The organism is Natronorubrum texcoconense, assembly GCF_900100335.1.
Classification (GTDB): Archaea; Halobacteriota; Halobacteria; order Halobacteriales; family Natrialbaceae; genus Natronorubrum; species Natronorubrum texcoconense.
Genome location: NZ_FNFE01000008.1, coordinates 168,246 through 187,958, shown reverse-complemented (window position 1 = coordinate 187,958; position 19,713 = coordinate 168,246). Strand labels below are relative to the sequence as shown.

The window sequence follows — 19,713 nt, the reverse complement described above, 5'->3', positions numbered from 1 at the left end:
GCTTTTTGTCACGTTGCTCCAGCGTTCGACCGCTCGAGCGTCTCGTCCAGCCAGTCGAACGTTCGCTGGTGGAACACTGACTGTCCCATCCCCTCACAGTGACCGCCGGCCCCTTCCGCGTCGGTGAACTCGAGGTACGTCGTCGGTGCCGAGAGCGACGATGCGAGATCTCGAGACTGGCTCGCGAGACGGTCCGATTCGTTGTCGGTAACGAGCGTCGGACACCGGATCGCGTCGACTCGATCCTCGAGCGTGTACTGCTGGAGTTCGCGGACGTACTCGCCGAGCGAGTCGACGCCGTGGGCGGCCATCCGGGAGCCGAAGTACTCGAGGGAGTGTGGATCCTCGAGGCGTTTGTCGAGCGTCGCATCGGCGTCGGCGTCGCCCTCGAGGACGGCTTCCCGAAGCTCGTCGGGGACCAGATTCAACACGAGTGACCCGAGGTCGGATATGCCGGGGTCGGCGACGAGCGCGGCGAGTCGATGGTCGCCCGTGGCCGCTCGGGGCGCGAGGTAGCCGCCGAAGCTTCGGCCGACCAGTGCGAGACGGGAGGAGTCGACGTCCGTCCGTCTGGCGGCGTAGTTGACGACCGGACGAAGCACGGTCTCGTAGTCCGGACGAAAGAACAGACGCTTCTCGTAGAGGGTTCCACCCTGTCCCGGCCCCTCGAACAGCAGGCAGTTGTAGCCGCGGGCGATTGCGGGTGCCGCCAGCATCGGATACGACTCCTCGACGGGAGAGTCGTAGCCAGGAAAGCCGATTACGGTCGGTCGGACCTGCCCCGATGCGTTCGGCGCGAAAAAGTAACCGTCGAGGGTCGTCCCCTCGAACGGAATGTCAACGATCTCGCAGTAGCGGTCGAACAGGGAGGTCGCATCTCGAAAACATTCGCGCTGTCGACGCCAGGCCTCGAGCAACTGTGGATCGTCGAGGTCGTGTCTGTGGAAGAAGTACGCCGAGCGGTAGTACTCCGCCGCGCGGAGAAACGCCTGCCGTGCGCTCACCCGGTGATCGCCATCGAGTGAGTCCTGGGCAGCGGTCTCGACTGATTCGGCTGTCTCGAACCACTCGTGATACCAGCTGTCGTACTCGCCGTCCGTGATCCGGTCGGCTGTGGCAAGACACTCGCCGATCTCCGCACAGCCGTAAACCGTCTTCGCCAGCGCCCGCTCGAACTGGGCCTCGAACTCGTCATCAAACTGAGCGACCGACATAGCTCTCGGACGACGACGAAAATAATAAATCCGCTACCTGCTGCGGACCGAGACAGACGACCACCACCCTCGAGATGGCTACACGCTCGTGGGTCACACTCCGGCAGTTCACTCAGCACGGCACCCAACCGGTCAGGAGTGGAATCCGACGAGCAAGGCCATGTACCTGCCGAACGGGATTGCTGACAACGGAGGTCATCAACAAGAACGAGCGGTGCGTGCCACAGTCCCCAGACCACACCCACGGCGAGTGACGCAACCAGCGCGGATTGACTGGCTTGTCTCCCTCTTGGAGGGAACCTCGCCATCCGTCTGCTGATTTAGACAACACTGATCGAATCAACTCCCTCAGAAAACGTCGGTACTGAACCGACGTCGAAGCCCCCCATCCGGTGGTGGTATGCCAACCGGACGGGCCGATCGGAAATCAACCGTCGGTGGCTGGTGACGGTGAACCGATCCCGATCGGTGACGGTGGGGTCGATGTCTCACGTCGAACGGACCCTGTCGGCAACGACAGTACCCCTTCCCCCCGTCGGTTGGGTTACTCGACCGGTGGAAAGTAAGCTTATTGGCCGTTAACGGGGTTCTGAGGCGGTGTTTGCCGGTATTTCGAATCCACTCGAGCAGCGTTTTGAGTTGCGTCTCGTATGCTGAACGACCAGAAGTGAGCTTGATACTCGAGGCTCGTATCGAATCACGCCGACGGTGCTCTCCCAGCGGCTGTCCGAACTCGCCGACGCCGACAGCCTCGAGCGTCGATCCGACGACGAGAGTCCCCCGCACGTCGAGTACGAGCCGACTGAAACGGCGACCGAACTTCCCCGCCAAGATGGTCGCCGTCCGTCTGCGTAGCGGTGGAGACCGGGCTACTCTACCGGACTGACTGTGTCGCCTTCTTGGCGTACCCGGTCGAATTCGACGAGATACGCGACCCTGTCCCGGACGTCATCGATGTCTAGTCCAAGATCGGCACCCAGTTCGTCGACGGTCATCGGTTCATGGAGTGCCTGGAGGACTTCGAGCCCGCGGTAGTATCGGTTCGTCAGCTCTTGGATGCGGTCCTCGATTGGTGTGGTCACCCCGTATCGCTCGTCGAGTTCGATCAGCGCCTCGTTGGCGAAGGTGGCAAACTGGTCGTCGCCGAGCCGGTCGATCTGCGCTTCGAGTTCCTCTCGGACGACGTCGTATTCGAGGCCAGCCTGTACGAGCATAGTCATGTCCTCGATATCGTCGTCGCGACCTGCGATCAGCTTAAAAAGGAAGATATCCACGTTGCTGACCAGCCGAACCCGCAACCGATCCGTCGCGAGGAACGGCTCGCTCCGGTCGCGCATCCCCTCGGTCAGCACGAGTTTGTTCGCGACCTGTTGATTGAAGATGTCGAGGCGACAGCCATCGTCGTTCTCGACGCAGCTGGTCGCACCCAGCGCCCGGTAATCGGCTTCCAGCGATTGCACCTCCGAATATCCGAGGTCCATGAGGACGGCCCACAGCTGGCTGTACGCGTCGGCGTCCGCGACGACGAGGTCAATATCCTTTGTCGCCCCCTTGAGGTCGCGCAGCGACATCGCGCCGCCACCGATCAGGTAAACCGTGAGCGGGTCAGACAGCCCATCTGCGATTCGCTGGAACTCGTTCTCGATGTATTCGCGGCCGAATGTTGGTCTCATTTGGGTAGTGGCACCTCGTAGTCAGCCGCCAGCTCCTGGAAATCGTCCCACTCCGGGAGCTGGTCGTCGTCGACCGCTCCGTGTGTCTCGAGGTACCGGAGCAGGGCGTCGGTGTCGTCTTCGAGGCCGTATTTCACCGCTCGCTCTCGAAGGTCGTTCTCGTCGATATCGACGTGGATGAGCAACAGGAGACAGTACGAGCGGTGGCGGGTGTCGTTGTCAATCAGCAGCGTGTGACAGCAGAGTTCCGCCGGCGAGATTCCCGCGACGTCCTCGGAGTAGAGATAGTAGCGGTGGCGGGTCAACAGAAACTGGAGGTCGAACGCCGCAAACCGAGCGAGGCCGGTTTCGTGGAAGCTCTCCGCGTCGACCTCCGTCGCTGTCTGCGCGAGAAATTCATCGTGACCCTCCCAGAGAATCGTGCCATTCGGGGCGACCGCTTCGAGACGCTGTCGGTGAAGATGGTGCGTCAATTCGCGTGCGAATTCATTGAGTCGGTCGAAGTCGGCGTTGAAGTCGTATCGGCTGTCGTCCGTGCCGACGAGACCACGATCGCGAAGCCGTTTTAAAACTCGGTTGACCGTGTTACGGTAGTTTTCGCTTTGGTCGGCGATTTCGGAGACGGTTCGCGGCTGATCGAGATAGTAGAGTACCTCGAGGGCCTTGCCGGTCAACAGCTCAGGGAAGTCGATGTGGGAGTGCTGGCGGACGAGGTCTTGGTAGACTTCGACGGCCCGGCTACCGGAGGGAACGACCCGTTTTCGGCGACCGTCGCGTTCCGTGTAGACGAGGTCTTTCTCGACGAGGTCCGCGACAGCCCGGGAGAGATAGCTCTCGCTATGGTCGAGCTTCGTCGCGAGCTCGGAGATCGTGTCACCGCGTTCGACGGTAGCGAGGACCTCGAGTTCGATGCGTCGAAGCATTGTGTAACATAGTACGAAACTCGTATATTAACAAGTTGCGATTAATGTTACAGACAGCGGGTACGGGTCGGCGCTGCTATAGTAACAACTGGAACTGTTTACACACCGATCGCATAGCCGTCGTACGATCGGGTGTGCACTGACTTCCAGTGGCTAATGTAACTTACCCAACAAAATCAGTTACACATGCCCGTCGATTACGAGAACTACCGGCCGACCGATCTCCCCGACGAGAACACGAACGTGCGTCAGATCCTCGAATTCCTCGCGACCCACCCCGAAACGGGCTACCGGGCCGGTGAACTCACGGAGGAACTCGAGATCCCGCGCGGGAGCGTCGGAACCACGCTGAGCCGACTCGAGAGTCGCGGACTCGTTCGTCACAAGGGCCAGTATTGGGCGATCAACCCGGAGGCCTACGACGCCCACACGGCGAGCGTCATCGGTCTCCAGACCGTCGCCGAACAGTTCGAAGGCGACTACTATGATCAGAATCCGGACTGGGACGACGACCTCCCCGATCTCGATGAGCAAGCGGCGGACGACGAGTCGTCGGAGGAGCGGTAAATGCACGAGCGCGGCGTCGTCGTTGCAACGGACCCGTTTGGCAACACGCCGCGTCGGCCGTATCTGCTCATCAGCGATGAGACCCATCCGTTTCCCGGGGACCAGTACATCGCGCTCGGAATTACGACGAAAGAGTACGCCGAGAGCGTTCCCCTCTCCGGTGCGTTCGAAACTGGAACCCTCAATCGCGACTCGTTCGTGTCTCCGTGGGCCGTCGTCTCGCTACAGGCCACCGACGTGGATCGGGCTGTCGCTCGCGTCACCACCGAGCTGATCGAGACCGTCACCGATCAAACGATGCGGTACATCTGCGAGTAAAAACACCTCCCCCGAAAACACACCCGAGCGCACACATCGGACGAGCGATCAGGCGTTCGACTCGTCCTCGAGTCCATCGACAGTCCTCGAGCGCCCGATCACCGGAATCGGACTCGAAATGTGGAGGAACTAACTCGCCTCTCGGAAGAACACGCGAAATCGGAGGCCGGTCAGTTCGAAGCTGAGAATCAGCGTGTGAGGTGAACTCGAGCTTACGCTTCAAATTCGAGGGACCAGTCTCCCAACGCACCGATTGATACCCATGCGGTTCCCCATGTGAGTCCCTCGAAGATGATCGGCTCGCCGTCAATTTCAGACCCAGTATCGCCGCTTTGTGAAAGTATGGGTGTGGCATATGCGGGGTCGTCTGTATTGCCCTCGGGAAAGGCGACAGCCGTGAGGAAGTCCAGGTCGCCCGCAGGATTGAACTCACCGGTAACTCGTATGCGATCAGCAACGTCGATTGGTCCGACAACTGCTCGGCCCGCACCCGATGTCGAAACTGGCATCGTTCGAATCTCTGCAGCAGGTGCACGAGGTTGAGCGACGTGTATACTCCAGTCAGTATCTGCATCGATATCTAAGACGTAGTCCCGAGCATCAGCCATGGCCATCGGAGAACCAGTCGAAAACTCGGGGGCACTGTCGCCCATTCTACTGATAATACCCGGGTGGCTGTACAGCGTATCGCCATCCGTTCGATTGAGATCAACTGAGAAGGGTGCGGTATCGCTTCCGAACTCGTAGGCGAGTATCGTGGGACCCGACTCGAGCGCAAAACTATCAGTCACAGTGCTCCCGTCACCATTGAATTCACCGACGACAGTGGCATCGAATGGGAGTTCGTAGAGATCTGAGATCTCTCTGATTGTGAGTAGTGTATCGGCATCCGACCGGTCTCCATCGGGACCACTGCTACTCGCTGTATCGTCATTCGCCGTATCGTCCTCACTACTATCGTCCATACCTCCGGTACAACCAGCAAGCCCCGCCACCAACGAGGCCCCTCCTGCAGTAAGCACCCCTCTACGTCTCATACAGTTAATAATCGGGGCAGCGTATATAATTCTATGAGATTGTATTCAAATTGTACCAGGCACATTTCCTTCATCATGAAATATCATGTTGGATAGTAAATCAAACTCACTGCACACCTGATCGCACGGCAGTTGTGCAGTGGCGTTCAGCGACTACTCTCTACTGTTTGCCGAGACCGACGACTGTCTCTACGACTGAGCCGATTGGCACAGTTCCGCTTTAGGTACTCACGGTTTCGTCCTCACGAACGTCAGCGTGGCTTTTCTATCGCGTTTTACAGCACGACTCTGGACAGATGCAGACACAAACTGTTCGCGAACCTCGTCCGGACGGTCACTGATGGCGACTCTCGGATCATCGTCGAGTCTGACAGAGAAGTAACGGTTGTGCTATACGTTTGGGTCGTCGCCCTCACCACCAAGGTCGCCACGGTCGAGATCGACATCCGACGCCGCCCCGAAATCGATCTCCCCGCCGACCGGCGTCTCGGCCTCGAGCACCACCGTCTCCCCGGCCGTCATCGCGTCCCCGATTTCGACGTCGATATCCTCGAGTGCCACCCCGGGCGGAAACAGGAGGTCCACCCGACTGCCGAAGGCGATATGCCCGATTCGGTCGCCCCGCTCGAGTTCGTCGCCGCGCTCGGCGTAGGGGTGAATCCGACGGGCGAACGCGCCGGCGATCAGCGTCACCTCGGCGTTGCTCGGCGGCTGGTCGGCTTTCGCGTGCGGGTCATCGGCGACCGAATCGTCGTCACCACTCTCATTCCCCATTCCCTCAGACGACTCAGAGGCCGGCAGGTTCGACGACTCGGTTTCACACCGCACGTGCACGCGCTCGTTCCGATCCGAGTCCTTCGAGAAGGCGGGCCGGTTCGCCCCGGAGACGTGCTCGACGTCGGTCACCGACGCGGCGAACGGCGCGCGGACGACGTGGACGTGCCAGACGTTCATGAAGACCCCCAGCCGCACGCGGTCGCCCTCCTCGCGGAGCACGGAGACGTTTCCGTCGGCCGGCGAGACCACGCCCGTCGGCGGCGGCGTTCGTTCCGGATCGCGGAAGAACGCGAGCGTTCCGGCACCGAGCGCGAGTGCAAAAATACTCGCCGTCACGCTGAAGACGAACGCGAACGGCGCGGCGAGCAACGGGAGAATCGCGTACTTCCAGGCTCCCGGCGCGAAGTTCATGGGCCAACCCACGTGACCGATTCGTATGGCCGTTACGGTGGACTGCAGCGGCGTGAGAGACGCGAGACGGAGCGCAACGCGGATTGTGACGGCAAAAGACGGTGATGCGCGACGGAAAACTCGCGCACGCACTCCAAACGAACCGACCCCTATCGAAGCCCCTCGGCCGGCCGGTGGCGCGGCAGCGTAAACGAAAACGTCGCCCCTTCCCCGGCCTCGGACTCGACCCAGATCTCGCCGCCGTGGCGCTCGACGATGCGCCGACAGAGCGCGAGCCCGATCCCCATGCCGTCGTACTCCTGGCGGCTGTGTAGCCGCTGGAACACTTGGAAGATCCGTTCGGAGTCGTCGGGATCGATCCCGATCCCCTCGTCGTGCACCGACAGCGTCCAGACGTCGCCGGTTCGCTCGGCCTCGATCCGAACCCGCGGCGGCTCGTCGCCCGAATACTCGATCGCGTTCGACAGCAGGTTCTGGAACAGCTGTCGAAGCTGATTCGCGTCGCCGTGTACCTCCGGCAGCGACTCCGCGGTAATCTCGGCGTCCTGTTGCTCGATCATCACCTGCAGGTCCGTCAGGACGTCCTCGAGCAGCGCGTCCAACTCCACGGGCTCGAACGGGTCCCCCTGGGAGTCGATGCGGGAGTACGCGAGCAGGCCGTCGATCATCGACCGCATTCGCTCGGCGCCGTCGACGGCGTAGTCGATGAACTCCTCCGCGTCCGAATCGAGCTCGTCCGCGTAGCGCCCCTCGAGCAACTGGAGGTAGCTCGAGACCATCCGCAGCGGCTCCTGGAGATCGTGCGACGCGGCGTAGGCGAACTGCTCTAACCGTTCGTTCGACTCCTCGAGTTCGTCGACGGTGTCGCTCAATCGGCGCTCGTAGGACTGGCGTTCGATCGCCGTCGCGATGATCGTCGCGACGCTCTCGAGGAAGTCGACGTCGTGCTCCGCGAACTCCCGAGACTCCGTATCGTAGACGGTGAGGATCCCCCAGGGATCGTTCAGCGGCCCGATGGTCACGCCGATACCGCTTCGGACGCCGGCCTCAGTCAGTCCCGTCGTGTCGGCGATCTGTGTGTCCGTCCCGAACGCTTCGATGATTACGGGCTCACTCGCGTCGAGAGTTACCGCCGCCAGCGAACTGCTCTCGCTCGAGCGACGCGTTTCGCTGTCGATGAGCGGGTCCGCACAGCCGACCTGTGAACGGACCCGAAACCGGCGCTCGGGAGCGGTCGGCGTCCGCTCGAACACCCCACAGCACTCGACGTCGAGGGCCGTCGTGACTAGCTCGGCCGCTTTGTCGGCCAACTCCTCGGTATCCGTGTTCTCGAGTGCGTGCCGTCCGAGGTAGGCGACCGACTCGAGTTGGGCGACCTTGGCCGTGAGCGTCTCCTCGGCCTCCTTTCGCGGAGAGATATCCCGGAACAGCCCCACGAAGTAGCGGTCGCCGTCGTACGTGAAATCGTTGAGTGAGACGCCGAGGGGCACCTCGTGGCCCGCTTTGTGCTGGCCCGGCAGTTCGACGTAGGTCCAGTTCAGATTTCGCTCACCGGTCTCGAGGTATCGCTGCAGCGCGTCGAGATGTGTCTGCCGAAGCCGCGGCGGAATGATGTTGACCTTGCTCGAACCGAGGAGTTCGTCCGGCGAATGGCCGAGAATGCGCTCGATGGCGGGGTTGGCGTACTGGATCTCGCTAGTTGTGTCGAGAACGATAATCCCGTCGGGAAGCGCGTCGGCGAGCGCCTGAAACGTTCGGCCGTACGTGAGTCCGCTATCCGATCCTGATCCTACCGCCGACTCCGAGCCCGCTTCCGACTCCGACTCCGAGCCCGCTTCCGACTTCGACTCCAATTCCGACTCCGACCCTGACCCCGTCGCGCCCGGTCGGCCGTCGACGATACCCGCGATCCGCGGCTCCTCCCCGTCGGACTCGAGGTGCTCGAGGTGGACGACTCGGGAGTCGACGCTCCCTGCTTTCGTCCGAATCGAGAGGGTCGTAGAAATCGGCTGCCCATCCTCGCCGGCGACGAGGGATTCGAGGGACGGTTCGTCGTCCGCCACAACGTCAGAGAACGACGTACCGAGGAGATCCGAACGACTGTAGCCGGTCAGCGACGCGAACGCGTCGGTGACGTCGACGATCGTACCGTCCAAGCGGGCGCGAAAGCCCGCGATGTCTGCCGCCGCGAGAAGCGATCCCAGCTCGAAGCCGTTCGCCGGCTCGTCGAGGTCCGGCTCTTCGGACGGGGACGACGAGGACGGACCGGATTCCATTGCGCGTAGTTGGCCAGTCGTCATTATAAGAACTGGGTTCGTGAAAGCGGCGTCCGGCGGGCGAGACGAAATGAGAGACCGCCGAAACGAACACGAGCAAGACCCCGGAAAACGGCCGCTTTAGACAGGCCGCAGTGCGTCAGTTCCGGTGTCGCTGCGACCGTCCTGGGTTGTGTCGGAAAAGGGGTACAGCCAGACCGTATCAGTCCCACGCAGGTCGTATCAGTCCCAGAACGACTGGGTTCGCGCGTACTCTCGCTCCTTCGAGAGGATGTCGCGATAGAACTCGTCCTCGTTTTCCCGGAGCTTGTTGATGATCCGGGCGGCGTTGTGCGGCCCGACGCCGCGGGCGGCCATCGCGATCACGGCCTGCTTCCCGTGGCTCTGGACCAGTCCGGCGCTGCGATACGCCCGTTCGGTCATCGCCGCCTGCTCCTCGTCTTTCTCCTCGGCACGAACCGCCTGTACGACCTCGTCGGCCCACGGATTCAGCGAAGCGATCCGGGTCGAACCGCAGTCGGGACACTCGGGCTGGTCGCGGACCCGCTTGACCTTCGTCTTCACCTTCCACTCCGTGCAGTGCGTACAGAGCAGGATGATCCGATCGTTCTGGATCCGCTCCCGGACGGTGTTGATGACGCTCGCGTCCGCGTTCTCCGGCGCCAGCAGTTCCTTCCCGCTCGAGGAGCGACCTCCCTGTCCGACCGGCGTTCGGCCCCGGTGGGTCACGAGTTCGATCTCGCCCGACTGGATCCCCTCGAGCACGGCGCTCGCCCGCTCGACGTCCAGATCCTCGTGGAACACCTCGCGGATCGACTCCTGGTACATCGGGGTGTCCTCGAGCGCCGCGAGCAGTCGGTCGTTCGAAATCCGCCCCGACCCGCTGGCCTCCCAGCGTTTGAGCGCGCCGAACTTCGCCGAGACCTGCGCCAGTCGGAAGGCGAGCGCGTCCGAGTTCTTGAGCCCGAGTTCCACGATGGCCTCGACGTGGCCGGGATCGGTCTCCTCGAGCACCGACAGCACGTCGCTCGTCGCGACCGAGTTCGGTACCTCGAGTTCGATCCGGTAGGGGTCCGTCTCGAGCCCCACCGACGAGCCCGACTGCTGTCCCAGAAGCGCCGAGATCACCCGTCCGAGCGTCTCGTTGGCCGTGTGGCCGAACGGCGCGTTCAGGACGACGGACCGGCCCTGGCGCTCGAGGACGAGTCGGTCCGCCGTCGGCATCGGCGCCTCGGATTCGATCTGCCGCTCGAGTTGGTCGCAGGCCTCGGTGAGCGTGTAGTCGTCCGCGGGATATCGGTGTGCCAACTCGCGACCGACCGCGGCGGCGTCGGCCCCCGCCGAGAGCTGTGGCTCGGCCACCCCCCGAATTTCGCCGACTTCACCCGCCACAGCCGCCGGAACGGGGATCTCCTGGCCGATCCACGACGGCACCTCGCCGGCGGGGTCCTCGATCGGACTCACCTTGACCCGTCCCTCCTCGTCGTCGATCTCGGCGATACGCCACATCTCGCCGCGCTGGATGAACACCTCGCCCGGTTGGGCGAAGTTAACCACGAACCGCTCGTCCAAGGTCCCGATCTGACCACCCGAGGCGATGTCGTGGACCTCGTACGTCTCCTCGTCGGGGATCATCGAGAGATTTGCGTAGACGTACTGCCAGGTGCCGCCGGTCGTCTCGAGTCGGTCGTCGGCCTCGTCGAACCAGACGATTCGGTTGCGGTGGAGCTCCGAGACGACCTCGCGGAACGTCTCCTCGGGAAGGTTCCTGAACGGGTACGCGCGCGTGACGGTCTCGTAGGCCTCCCGGAGCGGCGTCGCACCGCGGCTCTGGACGAATCCCGGAATCTGGTTCGCGACGACGTCCAGACTGCCCTCGTGGATCGCGGCCGGTTCGACCTCGCCGTCGCGGGCGCGCCGAGCGATCGCGAGCGCCTCGAACGTGTCGTCGGGTCGGGTCGTGACGATAGTGCCGCTCGAGACCTCGTCCTGGCGGTGCCCCGCGCGACCGATTCGCTGGAGCAGTCGCGTCACCTGTCGCGGGCTCTTGTACTGGACCACGTGATCGACCCGGCCGACGTCGATCCCTAACTCCATCGAGGACGTACAGAGCAGCCCGTCCAGTTCGCCCGACTTGAATCGGTCCTCGACGTCGATCCGGGCCTCCTTCGACAGCGAGCCGTGGTGGACGCCGATCGGCAGCTCGAGTTCGGTGAATCGCGACCCCAGCGCCTCCGCCGTCTGTCGCGTGTTGACGAATATCAGCGTCGACTCGTGGTCCGCTACCAGGTCGCGGATCAGCCGAACGTGGCTGGCCGTGTCCGCTTCGGTCATCAGTTCGCCCGAGAGCCGGTCGTCTTCCTCGGTGGTTTCGGGCTGGCAGACGGTGACGTCGACGTTGCTGCCGACGTCGATCTCCCGGATCTCGCAGGGCCGCCCGCCCGTCAGGAACTGCCCGACCTCGCCAGGATCGCCGACGGTCGCCGAGAGGCCGATCCGCTGGATCCCGTCCGCGAGGTCCTCCAGACGCTCGAGGCCGATCGCCAGCTGTGCCCCCCGCTTGGAGGCTGCGAGTTCGTGGACCTCGTCGATCACGACGTGGGAGACGTCGACTAACGCCTCCCGCAGCCGTTCGCCGGTGAGCATCGCCTGCAGCGTCTCCGGCGTCGTGACCAGCACGTCCGGCGGATTCTTCGCCTGCTTGCCCCGCTGATACTGGGTCGTGTCGCCGTGACGGACGTCCACCTCGAGATCCAGATACTCGCCCCACCACTCGAGACGTTCGCGCATGTCTCGGTTGAGCGCTCGCAGGGGAGTCACGTAGAGCGCAGCAAAGCCCTCCGGAGGGCCATCCTCTGCCACGAGGTGATCGAAAACGGGCAACATCGCCGTCTCGGTCTTGCCACTCCCCGTGGGTGCGATCACGAGCGTGTGCTCGCCGGCCGACAGCGGCGGAATCGCCAGTCGCTGCGGTGCCGTTGGCGTCGAAAAGCCGCGCTCGGAGAGCGCCCCGCGAACCGTCGGTCCGAGGTGCGTAAACGCCGCGACGTCGCCCTCACTCATCGAGAGCCCGTAGGGGCGAGAACCGGATAAGCACCACGTTCCCGGCGGTTAAATCGGGCGGGTCGGACTCGAGAGTCCCCACGTGTCCGTCCTCACTCCTCGTCGTCGGCGCTCGAGTCGCCGTCAGCACCGTCAGCCGAACGCCCGTCCGCATCCACGTCGGTTCCCACATCGTCCTCGTCGATCACGTCCTCGACGTCTTCGTCGACGGACAGTTCGCCCGGTTCGGCCGGCTTCTCCTGAATCTCGTCGCTCGAGCCCGACGTAATCTTCGTGGACGACGGGTCGTCGGCGAGATCGACGTTCGTCTCCGCGTCGTCGACCGGTTCTCCGGCACCGGACGCGGAAGCGTCACTCGAGGTATCGGTGTCGGTCCCCGTCTCGTTGGTCGTATTCGCCTCGTCCGTCGTGTCCGCCTCGCTCTCGTCGGAGCCGACGTCACCGATCGGAATGGCCTGCGGTTCCGTGGGAACTGCGTCCGGAACGCGGTCGCTGACGGCCGAGGGGACGGCGTCGACGGCTTGCTCTCGGATCGCCTCGAGTGACGGTTCGTCCTCGTCACTCGAACCGAGAACGCGATCGAGGGCGTACGCGACGACGACGGTCCCGGCTGCCACGAGTACGAGCGTTCGGAGCGCCCTGCTCGAGTCGGTGTTCGTCACGTTCGGCGACCGGTCCTGTGGCGACGACGTATCCGTATCGACGGCGGATCGAACGCGCATCAAAAACCGTACAGTCCCGCCCCGGAAGTCGGTTCGGGGTGCCAGCGCAAGCGTCGAGCATCGACGATCCACAGGAGTCGGTGGACGGCCGTGAACTGCCGGAAGGGCGGCCAGTACGGGCAAGTAGTGACTGCATTCCGAATCACCGGTGGGGAGTAACCACTCCGAAACCAGCGTAAGTCGCCCCCTACTCGTTCCTGACATTCTGGTATTCAGGTCATATAAAAATGGATGAATGAAGTGGTTCGATCGTATGAATCGATTCAGATCACGGTCGGCGAACCGATGTCGTTGGGGCACTCGTCCTGTCCCCGGGTCGCCTCACGAGACCTTCGATCGCGAACGTACCACCGAATTCGAAGAGCGGTCCCGGACGCTCGAGCGTCGGGTCGCGACGGACGCACGGCCTGAAAGGTCGAGCGACGCGACCGACACGGTGACTTCCGGAGGGGACTCTCGATGAGTGCGAATCGAGCACGGACGACCGTCGTGGCTGGCGCGTTCGCATTCTGTCTCGTCGGCGTCCTCGGTGTCGCCCTCATGGGCGGCGTCAGCGCCGACGAGTCGGTAGCCGCATCCGGCGCGACCATCGATCCGGACGCGTCGACGAACGCGAACGTCTCCGAGGAGGCGTACGTCGAACCGGCCCCCGAAGTGGGCGATCCGTACTACGAAGCGAGCGACGGGAACTGGGTCAGCTACATCAACCCGCGCGACGAATACCGGTCCCCGTATCTGGGTGACGGCTCAGGGAAAATCGGCGTGACGCTCCTCAACGAAGCGGGCGAACCGATCGTCGGTGAAACCGTCCCGAACACGACCGTCACGATCGAGACCGGCGACGAGTTGAACTGGCATTCCCACGCCAATCCGGTGACCGTCCAGTACCCGCTGACCGACCACTACGACCGGCCGCTCGACGCCGATCAGTTCGGCACGACCGACGATCTGCCACAGGGCGACGGCTATATGGACTCCCACACCATCGAGATGCACGGCCAGCCCGAGGACGCGACCATCGAGTACGGAGAGGTCCAGATCGAGGGCGAACACGCCGACAAGATCGAGGTCGTCGGCTACATCGAGCAGACCCACGACACCTGGGACACGAGCGTCGATCCGATCGAGGACGCCGAATCCTACGAGGAAGTCGGCGGCGAGTGGACCTTCAAGCCCGACGGCTCACACGGCCAGGTCATCGCAGTCCTCCAGCTCGACGCCGACGAGACCGGCGTCAACGACGGCGACTCGAGCGAGGAGAACGGCGACTCGGACGATAGTGACGGAACGGAGCACTCGAGCGACGAAGACGATGGATCGTCGAGTACCGACGGAACGAGCAACGAAGACGACGCCGACGACGGCGACGAACTCCCCGGATTCGGCGTTCCGGCAGTGATCGTCGCGCTGGCGATCGCCGCACTCCTCGGCGTCCGCCGCCGATCGACCTGACGACGGACGAAACCGTTTCGGAGAAAACACGGTCCTTGCGTCGTGTCTGTGCCTCGTCGTTGCGATCTCCAACGACGACCGCGGAGACAACCGAGAAGCACCATCATCAGGAGTAATGAGGGTTCTATGATACTCTCACCTTTCAGTGTACTCTCGAAAATGGATTTCTACCATAGGAAGGAGACGGCAGGGGAAGAAAACCTCAACAAGCGGACTCACGGCATTTGTTTCGTGAAGTAGATTGAATACAACAGTAACGTTTTTAACAGCATGCTTATATTATTTTGGTATGAACGAAATATTACTCGGGATACTCGGCTTTCAAATTTCGATAGTCGCTGCACTCGATCTGATTCTCCGGGAAATTGGCCCCACCCCTGAGGGACCGGGCTACCTCCTGATCTGGGCGGGTGTACTGATCACGCTCGCCGCTATCGGTCTCAATCACGCCTCGTCTGAATAGGTAGCTGAGCACAGTGTGCGAGTCGGTGACACGCTCACGCGAGAGTCAGAGCCTGATGGGTTCAACTGTCGTACAGCGAACGGAAAACCGGTGGAACCGGTCGATAGTCTATCGCCCCCTCGAGTGAACGCATCAGTCCATCTATAATAAGAGTGCTGGCCGATCGGTCGATCGGAGAGTCACGTAAAGCACCTCGAGACAGCTAACACAGTGCCATCCTCGAAACCGTCCAACCAGTGAGATTTTGCCGCTCCGCTCGAGAGAGTCAAACGATGACAGCCGCCAGCGACTCGGACGATCCCCGCGTCCCGATCGTGTGTCCCGACTGTGAGACGACCTCCCGCATCCCCCTCTCGGACGTCGCCGACACCATCGAGCGACACAACGACCAGTTACACGACGGCGAGGACGTCGCGGCCGTCGACCCCGACATCGTCGAACGTATCGCCGACCTCGCTGCGACCGATCTCGGACTGCTCGAGGACTCCGAGCCGGAGTAAACGCTATCGACGCAGGGACGATCGAATCCGCCAGAGCAGTGACTGTGACGTCCCCTCGTTCGCCTCGCCGCCGGAGTTCGTTACCCGGCCCGCTTCGTCGGGATTGTCGTCCAGTCGAACGTCGGGGCGCTTCGAATCCATGGGATGGAGTACGACCACGAACAGAACAAGCGGTCCGCTTGCGATCGAAACCCGCAGGTTGGCACGATCGGAACCCGCGAGTTAGCACGATCGAAATCCGCGAGTCGGCGCGATCAGATCACGTCGAGGACGAAGATCGCGAGATACAGCTGTCCGAGGCCGGCGACGATCATGACGACCCCCGCAATACGCTCGAGTAACTCGCTGTGGGCAGCCAGTCGGCCGGCGCTCGCGACAAGGCCCATTCCAGTCGCGACCGTCAGCGAGATCATCAATACGACGACGCTGCCGACGTAGGTGCCGACGACGAGCGCCGCCGAGACTGGCGGGAGCGCTAGCGCCTGTGCGAGCACGGCGACGAACAGCGGCGCGACACAGCCCGCCGCAGCCAGCGCGTAGCCAGCGCCGAAGATTCCGAAGCCGAACACGCTCGAGCGGCGTTTCGGAAGGGGGATCGTGAGCGACGGAGCACGGTCGAAGACGACCAGCAGGCCGAACGCGACCAGAATCGCGCCGACGATTGGCTCGAAGAGGACGATGTTCGACAGCGTCGAGTGGCCGACCCAGTAGGCGGCGACCAAAAGTACGCCGAACGTCGCCAGGACGCCGATTCCGGCGACGAGACCGCGACTCAGCGCGCCGGACAGCGAAGCTTGCTCTCCCTCGGTCTGGCTCACGTAGAATCCGACGTAGCCCGGTAAGAGCGGGTACGCACACGGCGAAAAAAACGTCGCAATGCCCGCTACCAACGCGAACGTGAGCGGCAACGAGCCGTCAGTCATCGCCCGTCACCCGAGTTGGCATCACCGGTCCCCTCATCTGCAGTACCATCTTACTCGTCACCGGCATCGGCTTCGAGCGCTTGCTCGATTCCGGACACGAGTTCATCCGCGCTCTTGACGCCCGAATCGGCCCACTGAACGCGTCCGGAGGCGTCGATAGCGACGGCCGTGGGAAAGCCGCCCTCGAGGTAGCGAGCCGTGAGCTCGGCCGCCGGATCGTGGCCGACCATCCAGTCACCGTCGTGTTCGTCCCACCACTCGACGAGTTCCGCCTCGGTGATCGAGCCGTTCTCGCCGACGGACTCGTTAGTGACCGAGCAGAACAGTACGTCCTCGCCGATCCGCTCGTTGGCCGTCGCGAGCGCCGGCATCTGTTCGATACAGGGCGCACACCAGGTTCCGAACAGGTCGACGAACGTCACCTGTCCGATGGTAGGTACCTCGATCGTTCCCGCCTCGCTCCCGGGGGCGTCGATCGTCTCGATCTCGAGCGGCTCGTCGGGTTCGTCAGCCGATTCCTCGTTTAGCAGACGCTCGGTCGACGGGAGTCCGTAGACGGCGATCGCACCGGCGCCGGCAACGACGCCCGCACTCCCGAGGCCGGCGAGGACGTCCCGTCTCCGCATGCTCACTCCACCCCGACGACCGTCCTCGTGTCCTCGACGATCTGTTCGTTGTCGACCGCCCGCTCGGACTGGACGGCCGACGGATACGCCCGTTCCACGATTCCGTCTTCGTTGACGAGCGTGATCAAATTGTTGTGGATGAACGTGTACTCGCCGTGGTCGTGGTCGTCGTGGTCGGATTCGTTTTCGTGATCGCGGTCCGAGTCGTCGTGATCGTCGTGATCGTCCGCATCGTCGTGTCCCTCACCGTCGTGGTCGCCGTTGCCCTCGAACTCGTCGTGCTCCTCGAGTTCCTCCTCGTCGTCGATCCGCTGGAGTGGCAGTTTGAAGGTCTCGGTCATCACGTCCTCGGCCTCGTCGTTGGTTTCGGGCCGGAGGAAGTGCCAGTTGTCCGCCTCGTAGTCGATACTTCGCTCGGCCGCGTACTCACGAAGGACCTCGGGCGTGTCGCGTTCGGGATCGAACGTGAACGCGAGCAACGCGATATCGTCCTCGTAGCCATGTTCCGCGGCGTCCTCCTGAATCCACCGGAGTCGCAAGAGGAGGGCCGGACAGGCGCCGTCCGGACACGTCGTAAAGAAGTACGTCAGCAGAAACGGCTTCTCGCCGACGAAGTCCTCGAGCGAGACGGACGTCTCCGCGATCGGGTCCGGAATCGAAAACGAGGGGAACTCCTCGCCGTACTCCGGATAGGAGGCCCCCGTCGGGTGGTCCGGCGGCGGGAGAATCCCGTCGCCATCGTGGTTGTCGCCGGAAAGTGCCTGATCGACCGTGTCGAGACAGCCGGCAGTCCCAGCGACACCCGCGACCCCGAGCGCGCGAAGGTACGTCCGTCGTTCCATACGAGATGCGTAGGAGCGCGCCATGAAATGCTCGTTGGTTCGCTCACCGAATGTGAGACGAATCCGGTCGGGGAAATTCCGAACGTAGCGTCGAACGGACCCCTCTCCACTGCTGCGATCGAGAGCCGATTACATGTGGGTCGTCGTCGTAATATCCCGCGTGTCACCGTCGCGTTCGGCTCGAGCGGTCGGTTCGATCGTCCTCGGACTGGGAGCGATCGGTATCGTCGCAGGCTACTGGACCGAACCCGTCGCGGCCTCGAACGTCGCCGCCGGACTCGGTGACGATCGGACGCTCACCGTCCCGACGTGGCTCACGCTGCTCACCGGCGGGGCCGCCGTCGGAGCCTCCGCGCTGCTCGCCGCGCTCGTGACCGATCGTCGCTTCGTCGATACGGTCCACGAGTGGGGCGTTCCGCTCGCGGCTATCGCGGAGTCGAATCCTACCGAATCAAGTCCTGGCAAATCGAGTCCCGCCGAGTCGAGCCCCGTCGGATCGACGGGGCTCTCGAGACGAACGGTCGCCGCGGGATCGCTCATTGGTGGGGGTCTCGGCGTGCTCGGACTCGCAGCCGTGATCGTCGTCGGTCTCGAGGGACCGACGATGCCGACGGCGAACCTCGCCGTTATCATCGCGTTCGTGGGCGTGCGAGCCGTCCTACCGATGGTCGCCTTTCTCGTCGTCGATCCGTGGCCAACGATCGATCCGTTTCGGACCCTCGCGCGCGGTGTCGATAAATTAGTGACTCGAGTCCGAGAACTGGTGACTCGAGTTCGAGAACGCGTCCGGCGTCGCCCGTCGAACCCGAGCACGAACGAAACGAACAGAACGGACGGAACGAACGAGACGAACGAAAACGATTCGTCAGCGGTCGACTCGGCTCTTCTCGAGTACCCCACGTGGCTCTCGTCGTGGCCGGCGGTACTCGGGCTGGGAGCGCTCGTGTGGCTCGAGCTCGTCCTCCCCATCACGACCGATACGGAGCTCCTCGCGTTCACTGCGGTCGGCTACGCGGGGTACACCGTCACCGGTGCGGTCCTCTTCTCGCCGACGGTGTGGTTTCGACGCGCCGATCCACTGGCCGTACTCTTTCGGCTCTACGGGGCCGTCGCTCCGATTCAGCGACGCGACGGGACAGTTCGACTCGTCGTTCCGGGCGCTCGTCTTCGGGACGCGGACGTCGTGACCGACTCGAGCGACGTCGCTTTCGTCGTCCTGCTGGTCTGGGAGCTAACGTTCAACGGGTTCGTCGTGACGCGACCCGGCCGGCGGGTCGTCGAGGCACTCGTCGCGACCGGACTCCCCGCCCGCGTCGTCTACCTCGCGCTGCTCGTCGGCGGGTTCGCCGTCGCGCTCGCCGTCTACTGGCTGGCCGCACACCTCTCGCGGCGAACCGCACCGACCTACCTCTCGGAGCGAGTGCTCGCCCGCCGGTTCGCCCCGCCCCTGCTGGCGATCGCCGCGGGCTATCACCTCGCTCACTACGTCACGTTCGTTGTCTCGCTCGCTCCGGCGTCGCTGGCTGCGCTCTCGAGTCCGTTCGCCCCGCCGGTGAATCCGACGACGCTCGTCGTTCCCGGGTGGATGGGGACGCTCGAGATCGCCACCCTCCTCGCCGGTCACGTGCTCGCGATCTGGACCGCCCACGCGATCGCGTTCGACTGTGTTCCAGGTCGTTTGCAGGCGATTCGAAGTCAGTATCCGTTCGTCGTCGTCATGGTCTGTTATACGGCGCTCAGTCTGTGGCTCCTGACGCTGCCGACGATGGAGCCGGTGTACGTTGCTGGATAGGATGGAACAGGGGCTGGCAGCGAGGAGAGACACCTCGGTCGGTTCGATCGCCGCGGTTCGAACGATAGCTCGACAGTCGCGATTCGAGCGGCAGGTCGACAGCCGCGATTCGAGCAGCAAACCAATAGCCGTTT

Annotated in this window: 19 protein-coding genes; 7 read left to right on the top strand and 12 right to left on the bottom strand. The window is 63.2% G+C overall.

Annotation, left to right across the window (positions count from 1 at the left end):
- Positions 1 to 8: 8 nt before the first annotated feature.
- On the bottom strand, positions 9 to 1,214 hold the full coding sequence (locus BLT08_RS20460; RefSeq protein WP_090311751.1) for an alpha/beta hydrolase family protein: 1,206 nt from the start codon (positions 1,212 to 1,214) through the stop codon (positions 9 to 11).
- Positions 1,215 to 1,910: 696 nt separating this feature from the next.
- Between BLT08_RS20460 and BLT08_RS20455 the strand changes: the two genes are divergently transcribed.
- Positions 1,911 to 2,069: a winged helix-turn-helix transcriptional regulator gene (locus BLT08_RS20455; RefSeq protein ID WP_090311749.1), complete on the top strand. Its 159-nt coding sequence runs from the start codon at positions 1,911 to 1,913 to the stop codon at positions 2,067 to 2,069.
- A gap of 14 nt (positions 2,070 to 2,083) precedes the next feature.
- Here the strand turns inward: BLT08_RS20455 and BLT08_RS20450 are convergent, their stop codons facing one another.
- Positions 2,084 to 2,887 carry a DUF6036 family nucleotidyltransferase gene (locus BLT08_RS20450; RefSeq protein ID WP_090311746.1) on the bottom strand — a complete coding sequence of 268 codons (804 nt, stop codon included), beginning with the start codon at positions 2,885 to 2,887 and terminating at the stop codon, positions 2,084 to 2,086.
- Entirely contained in the window at positions 2,884 to 3,810 is a 927-nt protein-coding gene (locus tag BLT08_RS20445; RefSeq protein WP_090311745.1) for a MarR family transcriptional regulator, read from the bottom strand. Before BLT08_RS20445 ends, BLT08_RS20450 begins: the two co-directional genes overlap by 4 nt.
- A gap of 186 nt (positions 3,811 to 3,996) precedes the next feature.
- Between BLT08_RS20445 and BLT08_RS20440 the strand changes: the two genes are divergently transcribed.
- Both BLT08_RS20440 and BLT08_RS20435 read left to right on the top strand, forming a co-directional pair.
- On the top strand, positions 3,997 to 4,377 hold the full coding sequence (locus BLT08_RS20440; protein WP_090311743.1) for a MarR family transcriptional regulator: 381 nt from the start codon (positions 3,997 to 3,999) through the stop codon (positions 4,375 to 4,377).
- Positions 4,378 to 4,695 carry a hypothetical protein gene (locus BLT08_RS20435; RefSeq protein ID WP_090311741.1) on the top strand — a complete coding sequence of 106 codons (318 nt, stop codon included), beginning with the start codon at positions 4,378 to 4,380 and terminating at the stop codon, positions 4,693 to 4,695.
- Between the two features lie 212 nt (positions 4,696 to 4,907).
- Here BLT08_RS20435 and BLT08_RS20430 read toward each other — a convergent pair whose 3' ends face one another.
- From BLT08_RS20430 to BLT08_RS20410, 5 genes are all read right to left on the bottom strand, one after another.
- A complete protein-coding gene (locus BLT08_RS20430; protein ID WP_217636391.1) occupies positions 4,908 to 5,732 on the bottom strand; it encodes a hypothetical protein in 825 nt (274 codons plus the stop codon).
- Between the two features lie 390 nt (positions 5,733 to 6,122).
- Positions 6,123 to 6,920: a protein sorting system archaetidylserine decarboxylase gene (locus tag BLT08_RS20425; RefSeq protein ID WP_090311737.1), complete on the bottom strand. Its 798-nt coding sequence runs from the start codon at positions 6,918 to 6,920 to the stop codon at positions 6,123 to 6,125.
- A 149-nt stretch (positions 6,921 to 7,069) separates the two neighbouring features.
- Complete coding sequence (locus BLT08_RS20420) at positions 7,070 to 9,196, bottom strand: PAS domain-containing sensor histidine kinase (RefSeq protein WP_090311735.1); 2,127 nt, start codon at positions 9,194 to 9,196, stop codon at positions 7,070 to 7,072.
- Between the two features lie 222 nt (positions 9,197 to 9,418).
- The gene (locus BLT08_RS20415) at positions 9,419 to 12,259 is read right to left on the bottom strand and encodes a DEAD/DEAH box helicase (RefSeq protein ID WP_090311733.1); all 2,841 of its coding nucleotides are present in this window, start codon (positions 12,257 to 12,259) and stop codon (positions 9,419 to 9,421) included.
- A 92-nt stretch (positions 12,260 to 12,351) separates the two neighbouring features.
- On the bottom strand, positions 12,352 to 12,981 hold the full coding sequence (locus tag BLT08_RS20410; RefSeq protein WP_090311731.1) for a hypothetical protein: 630 nt from the start codon (positions 12,979 to 12,981) through the stop codon (positions 12,352 to 12,354).
- A gap of 459 nt (positions 12,982 to 13,440) precedes the next feature.
- On the opposite strand from BLT08_RS20410, the gene BLT08_RS20400 reads away from it, so the two are divergent.
- The 3 genes from BLT08_RS20400 (at position 13,441) to BLT08_RS20395 (ending at position 15,396) form a co-directional block, all read left to right on the top strand.
- Complete coding sequence (locus tag BLT08_RS20400) at positions 13,441 to 14,433, top strand: PGF-CTERM sorting domain-containing protein (RefSeq protein ID WP_090311726.1); 993 nt, start codon at positions 13,441 to 13,443, stop codon at positions 14,431 to 14,433.
- 289 nt (positions 14,434 to 14,722) lie between these two features.
- Complete coding sequence (locus BLT08_RS23210; RefSeq protein WP_175529399.1) at positions 14,723 to 14,896, top strand: hypothetical protein; 174 nt, start codon at positions 14,723 to 14,725, stop codon at positions 14,894 to 14,896.
- 272 nt (positions 14,897 to 15,168) lie between these two features.
- Positions 15,169 to 15,396, top strand: coding sequence for a DUF8149 family protein (locus tag BLT08_RS20395; protein ID WP_090311723.1), 228 nt, complete (start codon positions 15,169 to 15,171; stop codon positions 15,394 to 15,396).
- 3 nt (positions 15,397 to 15,399) lie between these two features.
- Here BLT08_RS20395 and BLT08_RS23205 read toward each other — a convergent pair whose 3' ends face one another.
- The 4 genes from BLT08_RS23205 to BLT08_RS20380 form a co-directional block, all read right to left on the bottom strand.
- Entirely contained in the window at positions 15,400 to 15,537 is a 138-nt protein-coding gene (locus tag BLT08_RS23205; RefSeq protein WP_175529398.1) for a hypothetical protein, read from the bottom strand.
- A gap of 113 nt (positions 15,538 to 15,650) precedes the next feature.
- Complete coding sequence (locus BLT08_RS20390) at positions 15,651 to 16,319, bottom strand: cytochrome c biogenesis CcdA family protein (RefSeq protein WP_090311721.1); 669 nt, start codon at positions 16,317 to 16,319, stop codon at positions 15,651 to 15,653.
- A 50-nt stretch (positions 16,320 to 16,369) separates the two neighbouring features.
- On the bottom strand, positions 16,370 to 16,945 hold the full coding sequence (locus tag BLT08_RS20385) for a TlpA family protein disulfide reductase (RefSeq protein WP_090311719.1): 576 nt from the start codon (positions 16,943 to 16,945) through the stop codon (positions 16,370 to 16,372).
- Positions 16,946 to 16,947: 2 nt separating this feature from the next.
- On the bottom strand, positions 16,948 to 17,787 hold the full coding sequence (locus BLT08_RS20380) for an SCO family protein (RefSeq protein ID WP_090311717.1): 840 nt from the start codon (positions 17,785 to 17,787) through the stop codon (positions 16,948 to 16,950).
- 160 nt (positions 17,788 to 17,947) lie between these two features.
- On the opposite strand from BLT08_RS20380, the gene BLT08_RS23520 reads away from it, so the two are divergent.
- The gene (locus BLT08_RS23520; protein WP_245724294.1) at positions 17,948 to 19,579 is read left to right on the top strand and encodes a hypothetical protein; all 1,632 of its coding nucleotides are present in this window, start codon (positions 17,948 to 17,950) and stop codon (positions 19,577 to 19,579) included.
- Positions 19,580 to 19,713: the final 134 nt, after the last annotated feature.

Coding starts and splice junctions, on each gene's coding strand:
- BLT08_RS20390 (WP_090311721.1), bottom strand. CDS start 16,319: ATGACTGACGGCTCGTTGCCGCTCACGTTCGCGTTGGTAGCGGGCATT.
- BLT08_RS20460 (WP_090311751.1), bottom strand. CDS start 1,214: ATGTCGGTCGCTCAGTTTGATGACGAGTTCGAGGCCCAGTTCGAGCGG.
- BLT08_RS23210 (WP_175529399.1), top strand. CDS start 14,723: ATGAACGAAATATTACTCGGGATACTCGGCTTTCAAATTTCGATAGTC.
- BLT08_RS20440 (WP_090311743.1), top strand. CDS start 3,997: ATGCCCGTCGATTACGAGAACTACCGGCCGACCGATCTCCCCGACGAG.
- BLT08_RS20420 (WP_090311735.1), bottom strand. CDS start 9,196: ATGGAATCCGGTCCGTCCTCGTCGTCCCCGTCCGAAGAGCCGGACCTC.
- BLT08_RS20400 (WP_090311726.1), top strand. CDS start 13,441: ATGAGTGCGAATCGAGCACGGACGACCGTCGTGGCTGGCGCGTTCGCA.
- BLT08_RS20430 (WP_217636391.1), bottom strand. CDS start 5,732: ATGAGACGTAGAGGGGTGCTTACTGCAGGAGGGGCCTCGTTGGTGGCG.
- BLT08_RS20410 (WP_090311731.1), bottom strand. CDS start 12,981: ATGCGCGTTCGATCCGCCGTCGATACGGATACGTCGTCGCCACAGGAC.
- BLT08_RS20385 (WP_090311719.1), bottom strand. CDS start 16,945: ATGCGGAGACGGGACGTCCTCGCCGGCCTCGGGAGTGCGGGCGTCGTT.
- BLT08_RS20415 (WP_090311733.1), bottom strand. CDS start 12,259: ATGAGTGAGGGCGACGTCGCGGCGTTTACGCACCTCGGACCGACGGTT.
- BLT08_RS20395 (WP_090311723.1), top strand. CDS start 15,169: ATGACAGCCGCCAGCGACTCGGACGATCCCCGCGTCCCGATCGTGTGT.
- BLT08_RS20445 (WP_090311745.1), bottom strand. CDS start 3,810: ATGCTTCGACGCATCGAACTCGAGGTCCTCGCTACCGTCGAACGCGGT.
- BLT08_RS20435 (WP_090311741.1), top strand. CDS start 4,378: ATGCACGAGCGCGGCGTCGTCGTTGCAACGGACCCGTTTGGCAACACG.
- BLT08_RS23205 (WP_175529398.1), bottom strand. CDS start 15,537: ATGGATTCGAAGCGCCCCGACGTTCGACTGGACGACAATCCCGACGAA.
- BLT08_RS20425 (WP_090311737.1), bottom strand. CDS start 6,920: ATGAACTTCGCGCCGGGAGCCTGGAAGTACGCGATTCTCCCGTTGCTC.
- BLT08_RS20380 (WP_090311717.1), bottom strand. CDS start 17,787: ATGGAACGACGGACGTACCTTCGCGCGCTCGGGGTCGCGGGTGTCGCT.
- BLT08_RS20450 (WP_090311746.1), bottom strand. CDS start 2,887: ATGAGACCAACATTCGGCCGCGAATACATCGAGAACGAGTTCCAGCGA.